Source organism: Spirosoma sp. 209, assembly GCF_002006735.1.
In the GTDB taxonomy this organism is placed as follows: Bacteria; Bacteroidota; Bacteroidia; order Cytophagales; family Spirosomataceae; genus Spirosoma; species Spirosoma sordidisoli.
Window position 1 is genome coordinate 100687 of record NZ_MVEC01000016.1, and the last position, 19782, is coordinate 120468.

Consider the following 19782-nt stretch of genomic DNA (forward strand, 5'->3'; position numbering starts at 1 on the left):
TACAATCATTTAGGGATTTTCCGCGCTAGATTGACTCTATGTAAACGCAGCGTATCTCCTACCCTACCTCTCGTATGATTAGTAGTCAAAGCAGCGATGACGAGTTGGTCAGCTGGCTCCAGAAGGGTCATGGCCGGGCCTTCGAAGAAATATACCGGCGGTACTGGTACAAGCTGTACAATGTGGCCTTCCAGCAAACGGGAACGCGCGAAGAAGCCGAAGAGCTGGTGCAGAACCTCTTCGAAAACCTATGGCACCGGCGCGACCAGCTGACCATCCGGCACCTGAGCTCCTACCTGATCGTGGCGATCCGCTACGCATCGACCAACTACCTTAAAGATCAAATCACACACCGCAAATTTCAGGAGTACCTGATTTTGCACGAGATCCGGCAGTCGTTCGGCACCGACGATCAGGTTCAGTTTACCGATCTGGCCAGGGCCGTTGACGACGCCATGAAAAAACTGCCCGAAAAATCAGGGGAGATCTTCCGCATGAGCCGGTTCGACGGGCAGTCGGTCAAAGCCATCGCCGACCGGTTAAACCTGTCGGAGAAGGCCGTTGAGTACCACATCACCAAATCGCTCAAAGTTCTCAAGGAGCAGCTGAAAGCCTATCACACCAACAACTAACCCACTCTCGTTATGACCCAGCACGACTTTCAGGAACTGGCCCGAAAATACCTGCAGGGCGATTGTACGCCCGAAGAAGAGCGACTGATGCAGGAATGGGCCGATCAAACCCTGACCCACGCCCCCCCCGCCCTGTCTGCCGCCGAAGAGTCGGCCACGAGTCAGCACCTCTGGCAACGGATAGCGGCCAGGACGACCCGTCCGCCTGTTCGCATCCTTTATAATCGCCGGCTGTGGGCCGGTATGGCCGCTACGGTTCTGCTGCTGGCGGTGGGCAGCTGGTGGCGATGGTCTACCTATTCCGGGTCGGCCCTGGCCGATCAGCCCGCTCATCTGCGCGGGGTGATCGACGTTAAAAACACCTCGGCCAAACCCCAGACCATTACGCTCGAAGACGGTAGCCTCGTGGTGCTGAAACCGAACAGCAGCGTGAGCTACCCGGAGCATTTCGGCAACAAAACCCGGAGCATTCTGCTGCGGGGCGAAGCGTTTTTTGCCGTAAAGCGGAATCTGACCAAGCCGTTCCTGGTCCATACCGGCGATCTGGTAACCGAGGTGCTGGGCACAAGCTTCACGATTAAGTCGTACGATGATGCCCCCGCCATCGAGGTGCTGGTCCGGACCGGGCGCGTGTCGGTTTACGAAGCCGAACGGAACGCCCCCCGCCGACGCAACGGGGTCATTCTGACGCCGAACCAGAAGGTCACGTTCGACAAGTCAACGAAAAAGCTGCTGCCGGGGCTTACCGACGCACCGACGCCCGTCAATCCGCCGGCCCACCGGCAAACGATGGTGTTTGACGATACCCCGCTCAACGATGTGATCAGTGCCCTCCAAAGTGCCTACGGTATTGAGATCGTCCTTGAAAACAGCCAACTGATGCGCTGTCGATTAACGGCCGACCTAAACGAGCTTGCCCTTCATACCCAACTCGACTTGTTATGCCGGTCGGTTGGGGCTTCGTACGAGCAGCGCGGCACGGTCATTTTTATCAATGGCGACGGCTGCCGCTGAGCACCCCGCCCCTTACCCAACTCCTTACCTGATTTATTATGCAAGCAAAATGGCTACTTCTTCGGCTGCTGTCGAGAACGCTCCGGCAGACGTTCATTCAGTTGTTTTTATCCGGTCTCTTTGCGGGTCTCTCGCTGGCCGACGGTGCCCGCGCCCAGGACATACTAAACCGGGGCGTGACAATACAGCGGGAGTCGGCGCAGGTCCGCAGCGTACTCAGTGAGCTGGAGAAACAGGCCGACATCCGGTTTGTTTACAGCTCCAACACCATTCCGGCCCGACAGCTGGTAACCGTACGCGCTACCAACGAGAAACTGATTAACGTGCTGAACACGCTGCTGGGCCCCCTTAACATTGCCTACGAGGTGGTGGGCACGCGTATTCTGCTGCGTCGGGCCGAAGCCGGGCAGTCGTCGGTGCCGGTACCTGATCGGCTCCAGACGCGTTCAATCACGGCCCCCGCCGACGTAACCATCCGGGGGCGGGTAACCGATGCCGAAAAAGGCGAAGCACTGCCCGGCGTCAGCGTTGTGGTAAAAGGCAGTACCCGTGGCACCACAACCGACGTCAACGGCAACTATCAGCTGTCCGTACCGGAAGGCAGCAGCACTACCCTGGTGTTCAGCTTTGTCGGCTACGAACGGCAGGAGGTCGCGGCTGGTAATCGAACCACCGTCGATGTGGTCCTGACGGTCGGCGATAAGACCCTGAACGAAGTTGTGGTGGTCGGGTATGGGCAGGTGAAAAAGAGCGACCTGACTGGTTCGGTCGCTACGGTGCCGGTAGAAGAAATTCGTAAGGTGGCGGTCACGTCGCTCGACCAGTCGTTGCAGGGTCGGGCTGCGGGCGTACAGATTACCCAGAACTCGGGCGCTCCGGGCAGCGCAACCACCATCCGGATTCGGGGTGGCAACTCGATCCAGGGCGACAATGAACCGCTGTACGTCATCGACGGAATTCCGTTCAAAAACGACGGGGCAGGCAGCGGGTCCAGCTTCAACGTGTTGAGTACGCTCAACCCCAGCGATATTGAGTCGATCTCCGTGCTGAAAGACGCCAGTTCAACCGCCATCTATGGGTCGCGGGGTGCCAATGGCGTGGTAATCATCACGACCAAGCGCGGCAAAGCCGGCCGATCAGTCATTAACTTCGACAGTTACTACGGCATCCAGTCGGTTCGTCGCAAGTACCCGGTTCTCAACGGTCGGGAATATGCGCAGTTTGTAAACGATGCCAACACCAACGAGGGCCGGAACCCGGTCTACACACCGGATCAGGTCAACGCTTTTGGCGAAGGAACCGACTGGCAGAATCAGATCTATCAGGACGCTCCGATTCAGAACTATCAGCTTTCGATCAGCGGGGGCGATGAACGGACGCAGTACGCCATAGCGGGTGGGTATTTCAAACAGGGTGGCATCGTGGTCAACTCGGATTTCGACCGGTACTCGTTCCGCATCAATCTGGATCGCAGGCTCACCGATCGGCTCAAAATAGGCAACAGTCTGACCGTAAACCGCACGGTCACCAACCAGTCCCGTACCGACGGCGACCTGGGCAGTGCGGGTCTGGTCACCATAGCCGCCCTGCAGTTTCCGCCCATCCTGCCCGTAACGAACCCCGACGGTACGTACCTGCTTACAAGTCCCGCGCTGAACTTCACCGCCGACAACCCGGTGGCGCTGGCCCGGGACAGCAAAAACCGAAACACCGCTTTCCGGACATTCGGGAACGTGTTCGGCGACTACCAGATTATTGAAGGACTGAGCCTGCGCGTTCTGCTGGGGATCGATGCCATTCTGCAGAAGCAGGACTCGTACCTGCCCCGTTCGGTAGCCAGCGGCCTGGCCCAGGGTGGTGTGGCGTCGCTGTTCAACAGCCAGGCCGTAACCTGGCTTAACGAAAACCTGCTGACCTATAACCGAACGTTTGCCAGTGTACACAGCGTTGGGGCGCTGGTTGGTTATACACAGCAGGCCAGCCGCAGCGAAAGCAACAACGCTTCGGCCCGCAACTTCGTCAACGACAATCTCGGAACAGGCAATCTGGGGGCGGGTTCGGTACCACTTACGCCTTCGTCGGGCATAGGCACCTGGGGGCTGGAGTCCTATCTGTCGAGGGTTAATTACGGCTATAAAGACAAATACCTGCTCACGGCCTCGTTCCGGGTCGACGGGTCGAGCCGCTTCGGCGCCAACAAACGGTACGGCTATTTTCCGTCGGTAGCCCTGGCCTGGCGGGCCAGCGAAGAAGCGTTTCTGCGCAACAACGCCGTTATCAACGATCTGAAGGTGCGGGCTACCTACGGCTCCACGGGCAACCAGGACGGTATTGGCAACTACCCGGCCTACTCCCTGCTCGGCACGCAGAATTATGTGTTCGGAAACGGCGTATCGACGGGTATCGGTCCGTCGCAGATTGCCAATCCTGACCTCTCCTGGGAAACGACCACCCAGGCCGACATGGGTATTGATCTGGGGCTGTTCAACAACCGGATTATCATTACGGCCGATGCCTATCTCAAACGGACGAAGGATCTGCTGCTGAGCGTGACGATTCCCAGCACATCGGGCTATTCGAGCGCAATCCGTAACCTGGGGCGGGTCGAGAACCGGGGCTTTGAACTGAGCATCACCTCGCGGAACCTTACCAAAGCCTTTAAGTGGTCGACCGACCTCAACCTGGCTACGAATCAGAACAAAGTGCTGGACATTGGCGGTGTACCGCAGATTTTTGCCGGGCAGGTGGCCAACATTGGTCAGAATCTCAGCTCGGGTATTATCCGGGTGGGCGAACCGCTGGGCTCGTTTTATGGCTACGTAACCGACGGGCTCTATCAGAACCCGGATGAGCTGGCGGCCATCGCCGATCCGCAGGCCCGCCGACCCGGCGATCGTCGGTATGCCGATCTGAACGGCGACAAGAAAATTGATGATAATGACCGGGCCATTATTGGACGCGCTCAACCCAAACTGCTGGGCGGCCTCAACAACACCTTCTCCTATAGCGGCCTGGAGTTAACGGTATTTTTCCAGGGTGTCTACGGCAATGACATCATGAATGCCAACCGCTTCGAGCTGGAGTATCTGAACGGCACCAACAACCAGTCGCGCGATGTGCTGAACCGCTGGACGCCCACCAATACGAACACCGATATCCCCAGAGCATCGACTACCCGCCCCGCCAACCGGATCTCAACCCGGCAGATCGAAGACGGCTCCTACCTGCGGCTCAAGAACATTCAGCTGGCCTATAACCTGCCCCAGTCTGTGCTGCGAACGTTGAAAATTCAATCGCTGCGGGTCTATGCCAGCGCGCAAAACATTCTCACGTTTACCAACTACTCGGGCTACGATCCGGAGGTGAACCGGTTCGGGCAGGACAGCCGGAGCCAGGGTTTTGATTACGCCAGCTACCCGGCGGCCAAAACCGTCCTGTTTGGTCTGAACGTTGGTTTCTAATTCCTAATCCTGACAGAACCATGAAAAAGAACATACTACTGGGCATCCTGCTGATGGGGGGTCTGAGTGCCTGCAACGTCCTGGAACAAACCCCTGAGTCTAACTTTACCCCTACCAATTTTTACCGGAACGCCGACGATGCCAAAGCCGCCGTCAGCACGGTTTACGACCCGCTGGCGTCGCCCAACCTCTACGCCCAGGTCATGTGGATCATTCAGGATCAGGCTACCGACGACGCCGAATGGGGCGGAGGACGGTCAACGGCCAACCAGCCTAAAAACGATCTCGATAAATACACCTTCACACCCGCCACCAGTACCTTTCAGTCCGTATGGACTACATTGTACCAGGGCATTAACCGGGCCAACACGGTAATAAGCCGACTACCTGCCATCCCGATGGACGAAGCGCTGAAAGCCCGCTACATTGCCGAAGCCCGGTTCATGCGCGGCTTTTATTACTTCACGCTGGTTCGCCTGTTCGGAGGAGTGCCGCTGATCACTACCGAAACCACCTCCCTGAACAACCTGACCGTTTCGCGGGCGCCGGTGGATGAGGTGTACCGCTTCATTGTTCAGGATTTCACCGAGGCCGAGACTACTTTGCCAGCTACGTACACGGGTATAGACCGGGGCCGGGCCACGAAGGGAGCGGCCAAAGCCTTTCTGGCCAAAGTATACCTCACCCGCCAGGACTGGCCCCGGGCTGCGGCCAAAGCAAAAGAAGTAATCGATCTGGGTATATATGACCTGTGGGCTACTTATAATGAAGCGTTTCTGATTGCCAACAAAAACGGGAAAGAGTCGGTATTTGAGATGCAGGCCCTGGGCGGTGGTTTTAACGAAGGCAGCTGGATGCAGGGCTACATGCGCCCCAATTTTGACCGGGTCAACGGGGTAGCTGGTTTCGGCGATGATCCGGTTACGGAAAACCTGTACCGGACCTTCAGCCCGGCCGACAAACGGCGCGACGTTACCATCCGGCTTTATTCAGCCACCTCTACGCCAGCCGCTCCGGCCAGTGTGCAGTTTCCCGGTTATGTGTATAAATACCTGGACCCTGCCGCAACCGCTAACGGCGACGGCAGTAATAACTTTCCCATTGTCCGCTATGCCGATGTGCTGCTGATGTATGCCGAAGCCCTCAATGAACAGGCAGCTGGGAATGCCGAGGCTTACGCGGCCGTTAACCGGCTGCGACGGCGGGCTGGACTGACCGACCTGACGGGGCTGAGCCAGGATCAGTTTCGGGATGCGGTCCTGCTCGAACGGCGGCTCGAACTGGCTTTTGAGGGGCATCGCTGGTACGATCTGGTGCGGACCAAACGGCTCATCACTGCCATAAAAGCGCAGAACCCGAGCATCAACGTGCAGGAGCGGCATTACCTGTTTCCCATTCCGCAGACAGAGCGTGACGTAAATCCCGCGCTGGATCAGAATCCGGGTTATTGATTAATCAGTTATAGATTCGTTTGTATGACTACCCTAAACTCCTTTTTCACTGCCTTTCTCGGACTGGTTTTACTGACCAGCAACACCCCGCCTGCCCATCGACCCACCGCCGTCCGGCGCGCCGACGTTATTATCTATGGCGGTACGTCGGCAGCGGTTATAGCCGCCGTGCAGGTCAAAAAAATGGGGAAATCCGTTCTGGTCGTTTCGCCCGATAAACACCTCGGCGGGCTTTCGTCGGGCGGGCTTGGCTTTACCGATACCGGCGATAAGTCGGTCATTGGTGGTCTGGCCCGCAACTTCTACCAGCGGCTGTATGACCACTACCAGAACGACAAATCCTGGAACTGGCAGAAGCGGAGCGAATACGGCAACAAAGGACAGGGAACACCCGCTATCGACGGGGCCGCCCGAACGATGTGGATTTTTGAACCGCACGCAGCCGAACGTGTTTTCGAGGAGTATGTCCGCGAAAATAAACTCACCATCTACCGCGACGAATGGCTCGACCGCACGGCCAGAGGTATCCAGAAAAAAGGCAGCTCCATTCAGTCATTCAGGACGCTGAGCGGTGCGATCTACGAAGGCAGGATGTTTATCGACGCCACCTACGAGGGCGACCTGATGGCGCTGGCCGGGGTAAAATACCACGTAGGACGCGAGGCCAACAGCGTTTACGGCGAAACCTGGAACGGCGTACAGCCCGAGGTTTTTCAACACGGCCATCACTTCAAAACCAATGTAAGCCCCTACGTAGTACCCGGCGATCCTAAAAGCGGCCTCCTGCCCGAAGTCTCGGCAGAGCCTATCGCGGCCAAAGGCTCGGGCGATACCAAGATCCAGGCCTACTGCTTCCGGATGTGTCTGAGTAACCATCCCGACAACCGGGTGCCTTTTCCCAAACCCGCCGGCTACGACCCCAAACGCTACGAGCTGCTGGCGCGCGTATACGCGAACGGCTGGACAGAAACCTTCAATAAGTACGATCCTATTCCCAACCGGAAAACCGACACTAACAACCACGGCCCGTTCAGCACCGATTATATCGGCAAAAACTACGACTACCCCGAAGCCAGCTACGAGCGCCGGCAGGCCATTATCAAGGATCACGAACTGTACCAGAAAGGGCTCATGTACTTCCTGCAGAACGACCCCCGGGTGCCGGCCGATGTACATGAGAAGATGCAGCAGTGGGGTCTGCCCAAAGATGAGTTTACCGACAACGGTGGCTGGCCGCATCAGCTGTATATCCGCGAGGCCCGCCGGATGATTGGCGAGTTCGTGATGAAAGAAGCCGATGCCCTCGGCAAAACCAATGTGCCCAACTCGGTGGGCATGGGTTCGTACTCCCTCGATGCCCACAACGCCCAGCGTTACGTGAAAGCAGACGGTTTTGTGCAGGACGAAGGCGATATTGGCGTTCATCCGGATAAGCCCTATTCCATTGCGTACGGCTCTATTGTGCCTAAAGAAGCGGAGTGCAATAACCTGCTGGTGCCGGTATGCATGTCGGCCTCACACATTGCCTACGGGTCTATTCGGATGGAACCCGTGTTTATGATTCTGGGACAGTCGGCCGCTACAGCCGCGGTGCTGGCAATCAACAACAAGGTATCTCCGCAGCGGCTCCCGTACGCTACGCTGAGACCAGTGCTGGAGAAAGACGGGCAGAAACTCACCCTGTAATCTAGTGAGGCTTATTTATCCTGATAGACCGGCCGCGTAAAGGGCGGCTGGCGCAGGAGATGGAAGGAATTCTCATCGCCCATGGAGACAGCCCGGCGTAAATCGCTTTCGGCCTGGGGCAACTGACGAACCTGGATTCGGGCCAGAGCCCGCCAGCGATAGGCATCGGCTTTCTCGTCGCGAAAATGCCAGACGGCTTTGTCAAACTCCCGGAAAGCGTCGGTATACTGCTCAATCTGATAAAAGGCAATACCCCGGTCGAGGTAACAGTCGGCCAGGGTATTGTCGCGATTTACGGCCTGGGTCAGGTCGTAAATCGCCGAGTAGTAGTTTTGCTGGGCCAGCTGGCATTTGCCCCGGCAGGCGTAGGCCAGCGCCGACTTCGGATACTGTCGAACGGCGTCGTCAAAATACCGGTGTGCTTCTTCAATCTCTCGCTTCAGGATCAGATCAATGCCTTTTTGAAACCGCTTACGGTCTTTATCGGTAGGCGTGTCATGGTCTACCAGATAATACCGGATGGTCAGATACAGCACGAACAAAACACTAACCAGTGCAACTTCCATAACACAGTCCGATTTTTACACCCTGCGAATTTAAAAAGTTAGGCCCGTACGGGCAAGCCGCCTGCTCACATTAACTGCTCCCGAACAGCCTTCGGCAGGCTTTTTCGGACCAGCTCGTACGAATGATCAATCCACTCCTGGATGTCACTGCTCCGAACCCGTCCGTCTACCGTTATCGTATTCCAGTGCACCTTATTCATATGATAGCCGGGCTGCACTGACTCATAGGTTTCGCGGAGCTGAACGGCCCGCTCCGGGTCGCATTTCAGGTTCAGCGTGGTGGGGCGGCTTTCGGTATCAAGCAGAGCAAATATTTTGTTGCCTACTTTAAAAACGAGCGTTGCCTCATCAAACGGAAATGACTCTGTAGTACCGGGTTTGGCCAGACAGTAGTCGCGCAGTGTTTCGGTATTCATAACCCAGTGAAAAGCAGACTACCGGGTGCAGGCCCGAAAAATCATGACGCCTACGCAGAACAGAAACATGATGATGGAAATCCGGTTGATGCCATGCATCATGCGCAGATTGACGTTGGTCGGGTGGCTGGGATCAGGCTTCCGGAATACCCGAAGGAAATACGCGAAAACAGGACCAATTTTGAGGTAATCTAAGATACGGTTCATAGGTTGTCGCAGTCGGGCCCGGCACGCATCGGTCACGAACCCGCCCTGTAGAAGAACAAACTTTACGGTCTGTTCGATCAAAATGTTTCAACTTTTTCGGGCTCTATCCACCGACTATCTTCCCGGATCAGCTCAATCAGTTCATCTACGGCGCGGTCGGCCGGCACCGACTTCTTGATGACCTGCTGCCCCCGATAAAGCGCAATCTTATCGCGCCCTATACCTACGTAGCCGTAGTCGGCGTCGGCCATCTCGCCGGGGCCGTTTACGATACAGCCCATAATCCCAATCTTCACCCCCTTGAGGTGATCGGTCCGCTGCCGGATCATGGCCGTTGTCTCCTGCAGATCGAACAGCGTTCGGCCACAGGATGGGCATGAGATGTATTCAGTTTTGGTAATGCGCGTCCGGGCGGCCTGTAAAATACCAAAGGCCAGTCCGTTCAGGCGTTTCAGGGTATCGGCTTCGGGCTGAGCAGCTACCGACAGCATCAGCCCATCGCCGAGTCCGTCAATCAACAGCCCACCTACATCCGTAGCTGCATATAGGGGTACGTTTTCTTCGGCTACGTCAGCATAGCCCCGCTCAATGACGACCGGCACTGTTATACCCTGGTTCATCAGCTCGACGAACAGCCGGCGCAGCTCAGGCATAGCTTGGGTATTGTCTGTATGAATGAGCAGGACTACCGTTTTATCGTCGCGCAGCTGAGCCAGCAGCGACGGCGACAGCTCAGCCAGGGTCAGCCGCACGATGTTGAGCCGGTTGTGCAAAGGGCCTGAACCCTGCCGGGCGGCCTGGTACTGCGCAACGGTCAGCAGGGGTACTATGTTAAGCAGGTCGCCTGCCGACTGCCAGATGGTATAGTCCTGAATTTCTTTCAGGCCATTGGGCAGCATAAATCCGGCGGGTCGTGAACCGGTGTAGACGTAATCGGCACCCAGGTCGTTCATGCGCCACTTGTCCGGAACGGGCAGGTAAAAATGACCGATGGGATGCAGCACGTCATGTTCCTGAACCGGCGTATGGCTGAAGTCCGCAATAACCCGCGGCACGTGCTGACCACCGAAGTTAGCCACATCGTGGGTGATTCGGCGGGCGTACTGAAACGGGTTGATTGGGTAGGTCGTTACCGGTGGAATGGGCCGGACACCCGTCGACGGATCCTGCGATACCCGGCTGGTATACCGGTCGATCAGGGCTTTGGCTACGGGGGCTTCGCGCTCCGGCTCTTCGGTCAGTGACACCCGAACCGTATCGCCGATGCCATCTTCGAGCAGGGTACCGATGCCGAGGGCCGACTTGATCCGTCCGTCTTCGGCTTCGCCGGCTTCGGTTACGCCCAGGTGGAGCGGGTACGGCTTCAGGCCTTCTTCGTCCAGCCGCTGCACCAGCAGCCGATACGCCTGTACCATCACCTGCGGGTTGCTGGACTTCATCGACAGAACGATGTTATAATAGTTCTCGTCTTCGCAGATCCGCAGGAATTCGAGCGCCGACTCAACCATCCCAACGGGCGTATCGCCGTAGCGGCTCAGAATCCGGTCCGACAGCGAGCCGTGGTTTGTTCCGATGCGCATGGCTGTGCCGTACTCCTTGCAGATACGCACCAGCGGTAGAAATTTCTCCCGAATACGGTCCAGCTCGGCCGCGTACGTAGCATCCGTGTACTCAATGAATTCGAAGCGCTTCCGGTCGGCATAGTTGCCCGGGTTGATACGCACTTTCTCAACGATCCGGGCGGCCAGCTCGGCTGCGTTCGGGGTAAAGTGGATATCGGCAATCAGCGGGGTGGTGTAGCCGCGGGCCCGCAGCTCTTTGCGAATATTCTCCAGGTTCTGCGCTTCTTTGACCGATGGGGCCGTAATCCGTACGTATTCGCAGCCAGCCTCGATCATTCGAATCGTCTGTTCAACTGATCCGGCAGTATCCATCGTATCGATGGTGGTCATCGACTGCACCCGTATCGGATAGTCGGACCCCATGGGCACGTTGCCGATGGTAACCGGAATGGTTTTCCGACGGGTGTATTGAGTCAGCGAAGGCGTGTAAAGCACCGGCGCATCGGGCGTGGCCGTGGCAATGGAGGGAGTAAGCAGCGAATCGAGCATACGAGTGTCGGCAGGGCCGTTTGTCAGGGCAAAGGTACGGAAAAGGGTGGTTTCCGTTTCGTTGCCCATCTGCCAGAACAACAGTAAGCTTTTCTGAAATGTTCGGTTCAGGCAATACGGCTAAACCCGGATATAAGGCTGTCGATTAAGCCGTTGCAGGGGTTTGGACAAACAATTGCCAAACGGCATCGGTTAAAACGTAAACAGGATGTCCCCGACTATGATTCGTATTTCTGGTTGGGAACGCTACCAAAGTCAATCAACTCAACACATTATGAAAACCAACGTATTTTCAGCACTGGTTCTGGTGCTTCTGATGTCGGCAGGTGCCTACGCCCAGGACAGCACCGGCATGACCCGCCGTGAACTCCGCAAACAGGAACGCATGGAGCGTAAAGCCCGGGTTAAAGGCTCGATGAAAGAAACCGGCCGTAATTTGGGCGATGCCGCTACCGAAGTAGGCCGTGGTGCCAAAGAAACCGCCAAAGATGCTGGCGATGCCATCAACCGGGGCGTCGACAAAGCCGGTAACGCCATCGAAAGCGAGGCCGACAAAGTGAAAGCCCGGCGCGAAGCCAAACGGGCCGCCAAACGGGATACCCTGTAAGTCTTTTACGCCTGCTGACGCTGTGCCTACAGCGTCAGCAGATACCGGATGGCCAGTTCGTAGCCAGTGAGGCCTAATCCGGCAATTACCCCTTTACACTTGGCCGACAGGTAGCTGTGATGCCGGAACGACTCCCGGGCGTGTACATTGGATATATGCACCTCTACCGCCGGTGCCGTTACTGCCGATAAAGCGTCCGCCAGGGCAATCGAGGTGTGCGTATATGCTCCCGCATTGATCACAATGCCATGGATATCAAAGCCCAGCTCGTGAATTTTGTCGAGCAGTTCACCCTCATGATTTGATTGAAAATAGCGCAGCTGTACATCAGGAAACAGCGGCTCAATACTTTTCAGGTAATCGACAAACGAGCGATTACCGTAGATATCCGGCTCCCGTTTGCCTAAGAGGTTCAGGTTGGGGCCATTAATGATTAAAATCGATTTCATACTGATTTTACGGGTCTGGGCGTTTGGTTGGCGGTTTCGCCGAATACTGCGTACTTCGTGACGGAGTCGCTGGTGCGGCTGTTAACCGATCGTTTCCTGTGTGGCAAAGTTATATAAACGCCTTTAAGAACTACCTCAAGCTTGAACGCTCCCTGGCCGAAAACTCAATAGAAGCGTATCTGCACGACGCCGAAAAACTACATGAGTACATTTTACTGACCGACCCCGCGCTGTCGCCCATGCAGGTGTCGGAGAAGCAGCTAATGAACTTCCTGAAGTATCTGGGTGAGCTTGGTCTGTCGGCACACAGCCAGGCGCGGATGCTGTCGGGGCTCAAATCCTTTTTCAAATACCTGCTGCTCGAAAACCTCATCCAGCACGACCCGACGCAGCTGCTGCAGTCGCCCAAGCTTGGCCGCAAACTGCCCGACACGCTTAGCTTCCCCGAAATCGAGTCCATTCTGGACGCAATCGACCTGTCGACACCCGGCGGCACCCGCGACCGGGCCATGCTCGAAGTGCTCTACAGTTCGGGATTGCGGGTCTCGGAACTCCTGAACCTGCGGCTTACGAACTGCTACTTTACGGAAGGGTTCATCCGGGTGCTGGGCAAGGGCGATAAGGTCAGGCTCGTACCTATTGGTCAGGATGCGATGCACTATACCCGTATTTATGTGGACCACGTTCGTTCGCAGCTGCCCATTCAGAAAGGAGATGAAGACACCATTTTTTTGAACCTGCGGGGCCGGCAGCTCTCACGCATTACGGTGTTTACAACGATCAAGAAACTCACCGCCGACGTAGGTATTCAGAAAACGATAGGCCCCCATACCTTCCGGCACTCGTTTGCCACCCACCTGATCGAAGGCGGTGCCGATCTGCGGGCCGTACAGCAGATGCTCGGCCACGAATCCATCACGACCACCGAAATCTACACCCACCTCGACCGTGATTACCTTCAGCAGACGCTGCGCGAATACCACCCCCGGAGCCGCCGACATTGAAAAACCCGGCAGGCCATCCAGTTCTACCGGCTATCATTCGTAAACCTGTTCCTAGTCTTTTAGCTACACATGGAATACTTCAACCAGCTTTTCGACCAGCCCGACCAGTTGCCAGTCCATTGGTACGATCACGAATTTGAGCAGTGTACGTTCAGGAAACTTGATCTATCGCAGCAGGTGCTGGCCCGGTCAAATTTCACCAATTGCCAGTTCGACACCTGCAATCTGGCCGGGTGCCAGGTGAAGAACACCAAATTCGACGATGTTCATTTTGCCCACTGCCGGTTGAGCCAGGTCGACTTCAGCTTTTGTAACGCCTTTGCCTTCCACGTCGATTTTGAGGAGTGTCAGCTCGACTACACGGTTTTTCTGGGCCGCAACCTGAAAAAGACGCGCTTCGTGAACTGCTCGCTGAAAGAAGCTCATTTTCTCAAGTGTGACCTGACGGGCGCGGTCTTTAAGCACTGCAATCTGGAACTGGCTAAGTTTGGCGAGAACAACCTGACTCAGGCCGATTTTTCAACCTCCTACAACCTGCGCATGAACCTGGACGACAATACGGTGAAGAAAGCCAGGTTTTCGCTCCACAACCTGCCGGGCCTCCTCGCCCAGTACAACCTCACCATCATCGAATAACCAATCATTCATCATTCAAAAAAAGTCCCTGCCATCGAATCGATAGCAGGGATCTCCCAACCTAACTAACCCAAAACTACATGAAATACTAGACCTCAGCCGTGGCTCTATCGCCTACGAACTGCTGGTGCTGATGTTTGAAAAGCAGATTGAACGAGGTCAGACTGCCGTATATTTTGGTGATATATTGTTGAATATTAATCTTCTGTTCGTCGTCCAGTTCGCTGGCGTTGACGCGCTGTTCAAGCACCCGCAACCGATCCCGGATCAGCACGATTTTGTGAAAAAATCCGTCTATTGGCATCTCTTTTGATGCCAGGTCTGCTCGTCCCGGCTTCAGAATGAGTTTACCGCCTTTCCATTTGTCTCCCATCGGTACGGTTTCCATCGACTCGGCTCCGGTTTGCGCCGACCAGCGCATCAGCACCCGCATCATGGCCTGCTCGACATCGAGCAAACTCACCAGATCACTGTCGGGCTCGATAGCCTCCACAACGGTCAGTGGCGTATCGAATTTGAGTACCTTCACGCCGTCTTTCTGAAACGTAATGACGTAGGCCGTCGGTTTGACATTAATCACGACGCCATCGCCAAACTCATCATGGCAAACACGTGACCCAATACCTAGTATTGTTAACATACAAGTTACAGTATTTTTCAACCACATAACTTAAAACAAACCTCGTGCCAGAATTACTCTAATCAGTGACTCTTCCGTAAAATATTCCTGACTGTTTTTTTTCTTTATGTCTGATACCCTTGCGCTTACCTGTCAGAAGCACCTCTTCCGATTACCTAACAACATTCATTATCTCAACTGTGCCACTCGTTCGCCGTTCAGCCTGCGGGTCGAACAGGCTGGCCACGATGCCCTGACCCAGCAGGCGAATCCGTTCGGCCTGCACCCCGACGATTTTTTCAGCGGGGCTGTCCGGGTTCGGGCGTTGTTTTCAGCGCTGATTAACAATCCTGATCCGGACCGAATTGCGGTTATTCCGTCGGTGTCGTACGGGATGGGGGTAGTTGCGAGAAACCTATCCCGCAAACCGGGCCTGCAGGCTGGCCAGCGGATCGTTCTCATTGGTGACGAGTTTCCGAGCGATGTGTATGCCTGGGACCGGGTATCGAAAGAATTGGGGCTATCCATTGACGTCGTCAGTATGCCCAGCCGATCTGAAGATGCTTCCCAGCCGCTGGGCGAACGCTGGAACGAACGGCTGCTGAACGCCATCGGGCCCGATACAGCCCTGGTTGTGGTACCTCCTGTTCACTGGATGTATGGCACTCGGTTCGATCTGGAAGCCATTGGGGAGCGAGCCCGTTCGGTGGGTGCCTGGCTGGCCGTTGACGGAACCCAGTCGGTGGGCGCGCTGCCGTTCGATCTGCAGGCTGTACAGCCCGATGCGCTGATCTGCGTGGGATACAAATGGCTGATGGGCCCCTACTCGCTGGGACTGGCCTATTACGGCCCCGCCTTCGATGACGGCATTCCGCTCGAAGAAGGCTGGGCAAACAGACTGGACAGCAATCAGTTTCATCGGCTCACCGAGTATCAGCCCGCCTACCGCCCTAAGGCGTACCGATACAACGTGGGCGAATCGACCCATTTTATTCAGATGCCCATGCTCGAAGCCGCCTTAACGCAACTCAACGACTGGAAGCCCGAGCGGATTCAGGCCTATACAAGCATGCTACTAGCCAACGCCTGGCCTATTCTGGAAACGCTCGGCTGCCGGGTCGAGCCCGTTAATGGTGCCCGCGGCCGGAGTCACCACCTGGTTGGGGTATGGCTGCCCGAACAGGCCGATCCGATGGCGGTATCCCAGGCGCTCCAGGCCAGAAATGTGTCGGTATCGGCCCGCGCCCGCGTGTTGCGCATTGCCCCGCACGTGTACAATACGCCGGACGACGTAACCGTGCTGACGGATGTCTTGCAGGAGGTACTTCGGTAAATCTACCTGTTGGCTGCTTCAGCGCCCTGCCCCGGCTGATCGGCAGCACGGGGCGGGCTAACTCGACAGAAGCTCATGGCTTTACAAAATTCCGGGCATTAAATCGCACATTTTACCCGTTAGCGTGTTTCTTCTTCAGGGAGAGGGCCAACTTTGCCCTCATTTTTCAATGACAACTTCAATTAAAGACCTTACCCCCCGGCAGATCGTTGCCGAGCTCGATCAATATATCATAGGGCAGCACGACGCCAAACGAAACGTTGCGATTGCCCTTCGTAACCGGTGGCGCCGGATGAACAGCGTTGCGGACATGCAGCGTGAAATCACGCCCAACAATATCCTGATGATCGGTGCTACGGGTGTCGGGAAAACCGAGATTGCCCGGCGGCTGGCTAAAATTGCCGACGCGCCGTTTATCAAAGTCGAAGCGTCTAAATTTACCGAAGTCGGTTACGTAGGCCGTGACGTAGAGAGTATGGTACGCGACCTGGTCGAGCAGTCGGTCAATATGGTGCGGGCGGCTAAGAAAGAGGCCGTACAGGTCCGGGCTCAGCAGGCCGTTGAAGATGCCATTCTAGACATTCTGATTCCGCCCGTCAAGCCCGTCAATGGGCAACCTCACCTTGGTTTCGAGAATGAGAAGTCGGACCCGGACGCCGAGCTGAACGAACGGACCCGCGAGCGCTTCCGCGATAAGATCCGCTCCGGCGAGATGGATGACCGGAAAATCGACATCGACGTGCAGCAGACCCAGATGCCCAACATCGGCGTTATGGGCGGAGCCGTTGACGACCTGTCGATGATGAACATTCAGGAGATGCTGAGCGGCATGATGCCTAAACGGGGCAAAAAGCGCAAGGTGACCATTGCCGAAGCCCGCACCATCCTGCTGGAAGAAGAAGCGGCCAAACTCATCGATATGGATGAGGTCAAGGAAGAAGCCATCCGAAAAGCCGAAGATGCCGGCATTATTTTCATCGATGAGATCGATAAGGTAGCCTCGGCCCGGTCAGGCAATGGCGGTGGAGGCCCTGACGTGAGTCGTGAAGGCGTACAGCGCGACCTGTTACCCATTGTGGAAGGCAGTGCGGTAAACACCAAGTACGGCGTTATTCATACCGACCACATTCTGTTCATTGCTGCGGGGGCTTTCCATGTTGCCAAGCCGAGCGATCTGATTCCGGAGTTGCAGGGCCGCTTCCCGATCCGGGTCGAACTACAGAGCCTGTCGGAAGACGATTTTTACCAGATTCTGAAAGAACCCAAGAACGCGCTGACCAAACAGTACGAAGCCATGCTACAGGCCGAAAACGTAAGCCTGAATTTTCAGGACGACGCCCTGCGCGAACTGGCTCGTATTGCGTTTGAGGTCAATCAGGACGTTGAGAATATCGGCGCCCGCCGGTTGCAGACCGTACTCAGCCATCTAATGAACGACTTTATGTTCGACATTCCCGACGTGATCGGTGCCAACGCGCAGGTAGTGGTAACCAAAGAACTGGTCGGCGAGAAGCTGAACGGATTGGTCAAGAACCGGGATCTGAGCCAGTTTATTCTCTAGCATTGTCAGCCGGGTGGTGGCTGACGCCATCCGGCTGAACCGGCAGCAACCAGTCCTCGCCAGTATCCGCGAGATGCGGGTTCAAATCAATAACTCAATCTGAAGGGTGCTCATCAGGGCCGTCACCATCGCGTGGGTTAGCGGCTTGGTATGGTAGGCCAGCACATTCGGAAATTCATCGCAGCGCATCCGGTCCCGATCGCTGGTGGAGGAGGAAAGAATGATGACCCGGTTGGTCAATCCTGCTTCCTTCATTTTTTCCAGAAATCCCCAGCCATCCAGTTCCGGCATGTTCAGATCGAGAAAGATAAGGCCTGGGTTAAGTTGTGGCAGTTGAGCGAAAGCCTCTACAGGATCCGTAAAGTCCTGTATCCCGATTGAAATGGGTAAGCGACTCAGTACTTTCTTCATCAGAAGATTGCAGATACTGCTATCGTCGACCAGCATAATAGTAACCATAATCTGTTGCGGGTATTCAGCCCGGGTAGCCAAGCTCTGAATCAATGCTTTTTATGACCTGCTGCAAGGCCGTGTCCAGGTCAGTTGATGTTGTGACGAGCAACGGAAGTATTTCCGTAACCACCTCGTCGGCGGGTAATATTTCGACCATGTAGGTCAGGCTCAGGATGCGCGTAAGAGGCTCGCGAATGATGTGGGCGTGTTGCCGAGATAACTGGAGCAGCTTCGTATTTTTCTCCTCAAGTTCCTGCGTACGACTACGGATAATTTCATCCTGCGTAGCTACCAGCCGGGCAATGACCGCGTTTTTTTCCTGTACTCCCAGCAGCGCCTGTTCAATCTCTTTTTTACTCTTACCCAATTCTTCGATCAGCTGAATCGATAGGAGCTTGGCGTATAAGTTCTCCAGGGTAATTTTTAGAACCGGCACGTCGGTGGACTGAAACTGGCGGTCAAGCCCCGAATAAACCGACACGATAATGCCGGAGTCGGCTGAGAAAACGTTATTCCAGCCCCACAGCTCCGATGGTGTACAGGGTAGTTGCAGAGATAGCTGACGTACGTTTTCCGAGATCAGAGCCTGATCTTCGGTGATGACCGGCACATTATCCGCGAGAAGCCTCTGCTCATACGCCCACATCAGATCAAGCCCACCAGACCGGATCTGACTACTGACCGGGGTGAGTGAGCAGACGATAACGTACTCCTGCTGATAGAAGCAGAACCGGATCAGCTGGTAGTCGAACAGGTACTTCACCTGCCGCTGTAGACAGGACCTCACCTCCTCCAGCGTCATCGAGCGGCTTAGCGTGCTCGAAAATCGCGATAAGGATTCGTAGATGATACGGTATTTAAACTCCAGGCTGGTAGACAAAGCGCAGTGTTAAGCGTCTATTTCCAATAGTTCGTTGTCGATTCTGATGCCGGATATATTGGCAATTGTATTGAGCATATTGACCAGATCGGCCTGGGCCATCAGCTCCTGAATCTCCTGTTCGTCAAATCCAGCGTCGAAAAGCTGCTGAAAATCGTTGGCCGTTACCGAGGCCGAATTAAGGGCAGCGTTCGTTACGACCTTAACCGCTATGCGATAACTGAGTGGAATCAGATCGCTATCCAGGTTCTCCGTGATAACAAAATCACTTCCGAACGATTTGCCCATCGAGTTGGCAAAAATTGAGTGCGCTTTTGCACAATACTGGCACCCCCGCTGGGCCGATACATTGTAAATAATCAGCTGCTTGAGCACATTCGGTACCGACCCCTGAATGAGCGTAGCGCGTAGTTTGGCCCAGTTTCCCCGCAGCAATACCGGGTTACTTCCCTGACACTTAAACCAGTTCAGCACAAAAGGCAAGCCCAGTTCCCGCTTCGTTTCGTCGTAAATCTGCTGTACTTCGGGAGAGGCTTCGTTGTAGTGTATAGTTTTGAAAAGAGAAAGTTGGTTCATGAATTGTGAGCGAACAGGAATGAGTTGGCGTAAAGAGTAATGAAGAAATCTACGGTTTAAGCAGATCGATGTTTTCGCTCCAGGCGGTAAAGACCTTGCCTGCAGTGTATTGGCCACCGA

General features: G+C 55.5%; 19 protein-coding genes. 10 read left to right on the top strand and 9 right to left on the bottom strand.

The features are described 5' to 3' along the window. Positions 1-74 precede the first annotated feature (74 nt). The 5 genes from B1C80_RS22255 to B1C80_RS22275 are packed head-to-tail and all read left to right on the top strand — an operon-like array spanning position 75 to position 8244. The gene (locus tag B1C80_RS22255) at positions 75-632 is read left to right on the top strand and encodes an RNA polymerase sigma-70 factor (RefSeq protein ID WP_077923420.1); all 558 of its coding nucleotides are present in this window, start codon (positions 75-77) and stop codon (positions 630-632) included. A 12-nt stretch (positions 633-644) separates the two neighbouring features. Beyond that, on the top strand, positions 645-1646 hold the full coding sequence (locus B1C80_RS22260) for a FecR family protein (protein WP_077923421.1): 1002 nt from the start codon (positions 645-647) through the stop codon (positions 1644-1646). A 38-nt stretch (positions 1647-1684) separates the two neighbouring features. Further along, positions 1685-5107, top strand: coding sequence for a TonB-dependent receptor (locus tag B1C80_RS22265; RefSeq protein WP_077923422.1), 3423 nt, complete (start codon positions 1685-1687; stop codon positions 5105-5107). A 20-nt stretch (positions 5108-5127) separates the two neighbouring features. Next, the gene (locus tag B1C80_RS22270) at positions 5128-6558 is read left to right on the top strand and encodes a RagB/SusD family nutrient uptake outer membrane protein (RefSeq protein ID WP_077923423.1); all 1431 of its coding nucleotides are present in this window, start codon (positions 5128-5130) and stop codon (positions 6556-6558) included. 24 nt (positions 6559-6582) lie between these two features. Next, a complete protein-coding gene (locus tag B1C80_RS22275) occupies positions 6583-8244 on the top strand; it encodes an FAD-dependent oxidoreductase (protein WP_077923424.1) in 1662 nt (553 codons plus the stop codon). 11 nt (positions 8245-8255) lie between these two features. On the opposite strand, the gene B1C80_RS22280 is transcribed toward B1C80_RS22275, so the two are convergent. The 4 genes from B1C80_RS22280 to ispG form a co-directional block, all read right to left on the bottom strand. Further along, the gene (locus tag B1C80_RS22280) at positions 8256-8810 is read right to left on the bottom strand and encodes a tetratricopeptide repeat protein (RefSeq protein ID WP_077923425.1); all 555 of its coding nucleotides are present in this window, start codon (positions 8808-8810) and stop codon (positions 8256-8258) included. Positions 8811-8875: 65 nt separating this feature from the next. Continuing rightward, complete coding sequence (locus B1C80_RS22285) at positions 8876-9226, bottom strand: MmcQ/YjbR family DNA-binding protein (RefSeq protein ID WP_077923426.1); 351 nt, start codon at positions 9224-9226, stop codon at positions 8876-8878. A gap of 18 nt (positions 9227-9244) precedes the next feature. Then, a complete protein-coding gene (locus tag B1C80_RS22290; RefSeq protein WP_077923462.1) occupies positions 9245-9433 on the bottom strand; it encodes a DUF6728 family protein in 189 nt (62 codons plus the stop codon). Positions 9434-9510: 77 nt separating this feature from the next. Then, positions 9511-11544 carry a (E)-4-hydroxy-3-methylbut-2-enyl-diphosphate synthase gene (gene ispG / locus B1C80_RS22295; protein ID WP_077923463.1) on the bottom strand — a complete coding sequence of 678 codons (2034 nt, stop codon included), beginning with the start codon at positions 11542-11544 and terminating at the stop codon, positions 9511-9513. Between the two features lie 274 nt (positions 11545-11818). On the opposite strand from ispG, the gene B1C80_RS22300 reads away from it, so the two are divergent. After that, positions 11819-12151: a hypothetical protein gene (locus B1C80_RS22300; protein WP_077923427.1), complete on the top strand. Its 333-nt coding sequence runs from the start codon at positions 11819-11821 to the stop codon at positions 12149-12151. 26 nt (positions 12152-12177) lie between these two features. Here B1C80_RS22300 and aroQ read toward each other — a convergent pair whose 3' ends face one another. After that, a complete protein-coding gene (gene aroQ / locus B1C80_RS22305) occupies positions 12178-12600 on the bottom strand; it encodes a type II 3-dehydroquinate dehydratase (protein WP_077923428.1) in 423 nt (140 codons plus the stop codon). Positions 12601-12698: 98 nt separating this feature from the next. Here aroQ and xerD point away from each other — a divergent pair, with 98 nt between their 5' ends. Both xerD and B1C80_RS22315 read left to right on the top strand, forming a co-directional pair. Next, positions 12699-13604 (top strand): site-specific tyrosine recombinase XerD, encoded by a 906-nt coding sequence (gene xerD, locus B1C80_RS22310; RefSeq protein WP_077923429.1) that lies wholly within the window; start codon positions 12699-12701, stop codon positions 13602-13604. A 69-nt stretch (positions 13605-13673) separates the two neighbouring features. Beyond that, on the top strand, positions 13674-14240 hold the full coding sequence (locus B1C80_RS22315; RefSeq protein WP_077923430.1) for a pentapeptide repeat-containing protein: 567 nt from the start codon (positions 13674-13676) through the stop codon (positions 14238-14240). An 88-nt stretch (positions 14241-14328) separates the two neighbouring features. Here the strand turns inward: B1C80_RS22315 and B1C80_RS22320 are convergent, their stop codons facing one another. Continuing rightward, positions 14329-14880, bottom strand: coding sequence for a hypothetical protein (locus tag B1C80_RS22320; RefSeq protein WP_077923431.1), 552 nt, complete (start codon positions 14878-14880; stop codon positions 14329-14331). Positions 14881-14986: 106 nt separating this feature from the next. Between B1C80_RS22320 and B1C80_RS22325 the strand changes: the two genes are divergently transcribed. Both B1C80_RS22325 and hslU read left to right on the top strand, forming a co-directional pair. Beyond that, entirely contained in the window at positions 14987-16192 is a 1206-nt protein-coding gene (locus B1C80_RS22325) for an aminotransferase class V-fold PLP-dependent enzyme (protein ID WP_077923432.1), read from the top strand. Positions 16193-16361: 169 nt separating this feature from the next. Then, complete coding sequence (gene hslU, locus B1C80_RS22330) at positions 16362-17753, top strand: ATP-dependent protease ATPase subunit HslU (protein ID WP_077923433.1); 1392 nt, start codon at positions 16362-16364, stop codon at positions 17751-17753. Positions 17754-17834: 81 nt separating this feature from the next. Here the strand turns inward: hslU and B1C80_RS22335 are convergent, their stop codons facing one another. The 3 genes from B1C80_RS22335 to B1C80_RS22345 are packed head-to-tail and all read right to left on the bottom strand — an operon-like array spanning position 17835 to position 19662. After that, positions 17835-18212 (bottom strand): response regulator, encoded by a 378-nt coding sequence (locus B1C80_RS22335; protein WP_077923434.1) that lies wholly within the window; start codon positions 18210-18212, stop codon positions 17835-17837. Positions 18213-18228: 16 nt separating this feature from the next. Next, positions 18229-19086, bottom strand: coding sequence for a hypothetical protein (locus tag B1C80_RS22340; RefSeq protein ID WP_077923435.1), 858 nt, complete (start codon positions 19084-19086; stop codon positions 18229-18231). Between the two features lie 9 nt (positions 19087-19095). Continuing rightward, positions 19096-19662, bottom strand: coding sequence for a carboxymuconolactone decarboxylase family protein (locus B1C80_RS22345; protein ID WP_077923436.1), 567 nt, complete (start codon positions 19660-19662; stop codon positions 19096-19098). Positions 19663-19782 lie beyond the last annotated feature (120 nt).

Bases quoted from the DNA above. Each gene is read 5' to 3' on its own strand.
- B1C80_RS22300 (WP_077923427.1), top strand. From the start codon at position 11,819: ATGAAAACCAACGTATTTTCAGCACTGGTTCTGGTGCTTCTGATGTCG.
- B1C80_RS22275 (WP_077923424.1), top strand. From the start codon at position 6,583: ATGACTACCCTAAACTCCTTTTTCACTGCCTTTCTCGGACTGGTTTTA.
- B1C80_RS22265 (WP_077923422.1), top strand. From the start codon at position 1,685: ATGCAAGCAAAATGGCTACTTCTTCGGCTGCTGTCGAGAACGCTCCGG.
- B1C80_RS22335 (WP_077923434.1), bottom strand. From the start codon at position 18,212: ATGGTTACTATTATGCTGGTCGACGATAGCAGTATCTGCAATCTTCTG.
- B1C80_RS22290 (WP_077923462.1), bottom strand. From the start codon at position 9,433: ATGAACCGTATCTTAGATTACCTCAAAATTGGTCCTGTTTTCGCGTAT.
- B1C80_RS22320 (WP_077923431.1), bottom strand. From the start codon at position 14,880: ATGTTAACAATACTAGGTATTGGGTCACGTGTTTGCCATGATGAGTTT.
- B1C80_RS22280 (WP_077923425.1), bottom strand. From the start codon at position 8,810: ATGGAAGTTGCACTGGTTAGTGTTTTGTTCGTGCTGTATCTGACCATC.
- B1C80_RS22270 (WP_077923423.1), top strand. From the start codon at position 5,128: ATGAAAAAGAACATACTACTGGGCATCCTGCTGATGGGGGGTCTGAGT.
- B1C80_RS22345 (WP_077923436.1), bottom strand. From the start codon at position 19,662: ATGAACCAACTTTCTCTTTTCAAAACTATACACTACAACGAAGCCTCT.
- B1C80_RS22325 (WP_077923432.1), top strand. From the start codon at position 14,987: ATGTCTGATACCCTTGCGCTTACCTGTCAGAAGCACCTCTTCCGATTA.
- B1C80_RS22285 (WP_077923426.1), bottom strand. From the start codon at position 9,226: ATGAATACCGAAACACTGCGCGACTACTGTCTGGCCAAACCCGGTACT.
- aroQ (WP_077923428.1), bottom strand. From the start codon at position 12,600: ATGAAATCGATTTTAATCATTAATGGCCCCAACCTGAACCTCTTAGGC.
- B1C80_RS22255 (WP_077923420.1), top strand. From the start codon at position 75: ATGATTAGTAGTCAAAGCAGCGATGACGAGTTGGTCAGCTGGCTCCAG.
- hslU (WP_077923433.1), top strand. From the start codon at position 16,362: ATGACAACTTCAATTAAAGACCTTACCCCCCGGCAGATCGTTGCCGAG.
- B1C80_RS22260 (WP_077923421.1), top strand. From the start codon at position 645: ATGACCCAGCACGACTTTCAGGAACTGGCCCGAAAATACCTGCAGGGC.
- ispG (WP_077923463.1), bottom strand. From the start codon at position 11,544: ATGCTCGATTCGCTGCTTACTCCCTCCATTGCCACGGCCACGCCCGAT.
- B1C80_RS22315 (WP_077923430.1), top strand. From the start codon at position 13,674: ATGGAATACTTCAACCAGCTTTTCGACCAGCCCGACCAGTTGCCAGTC.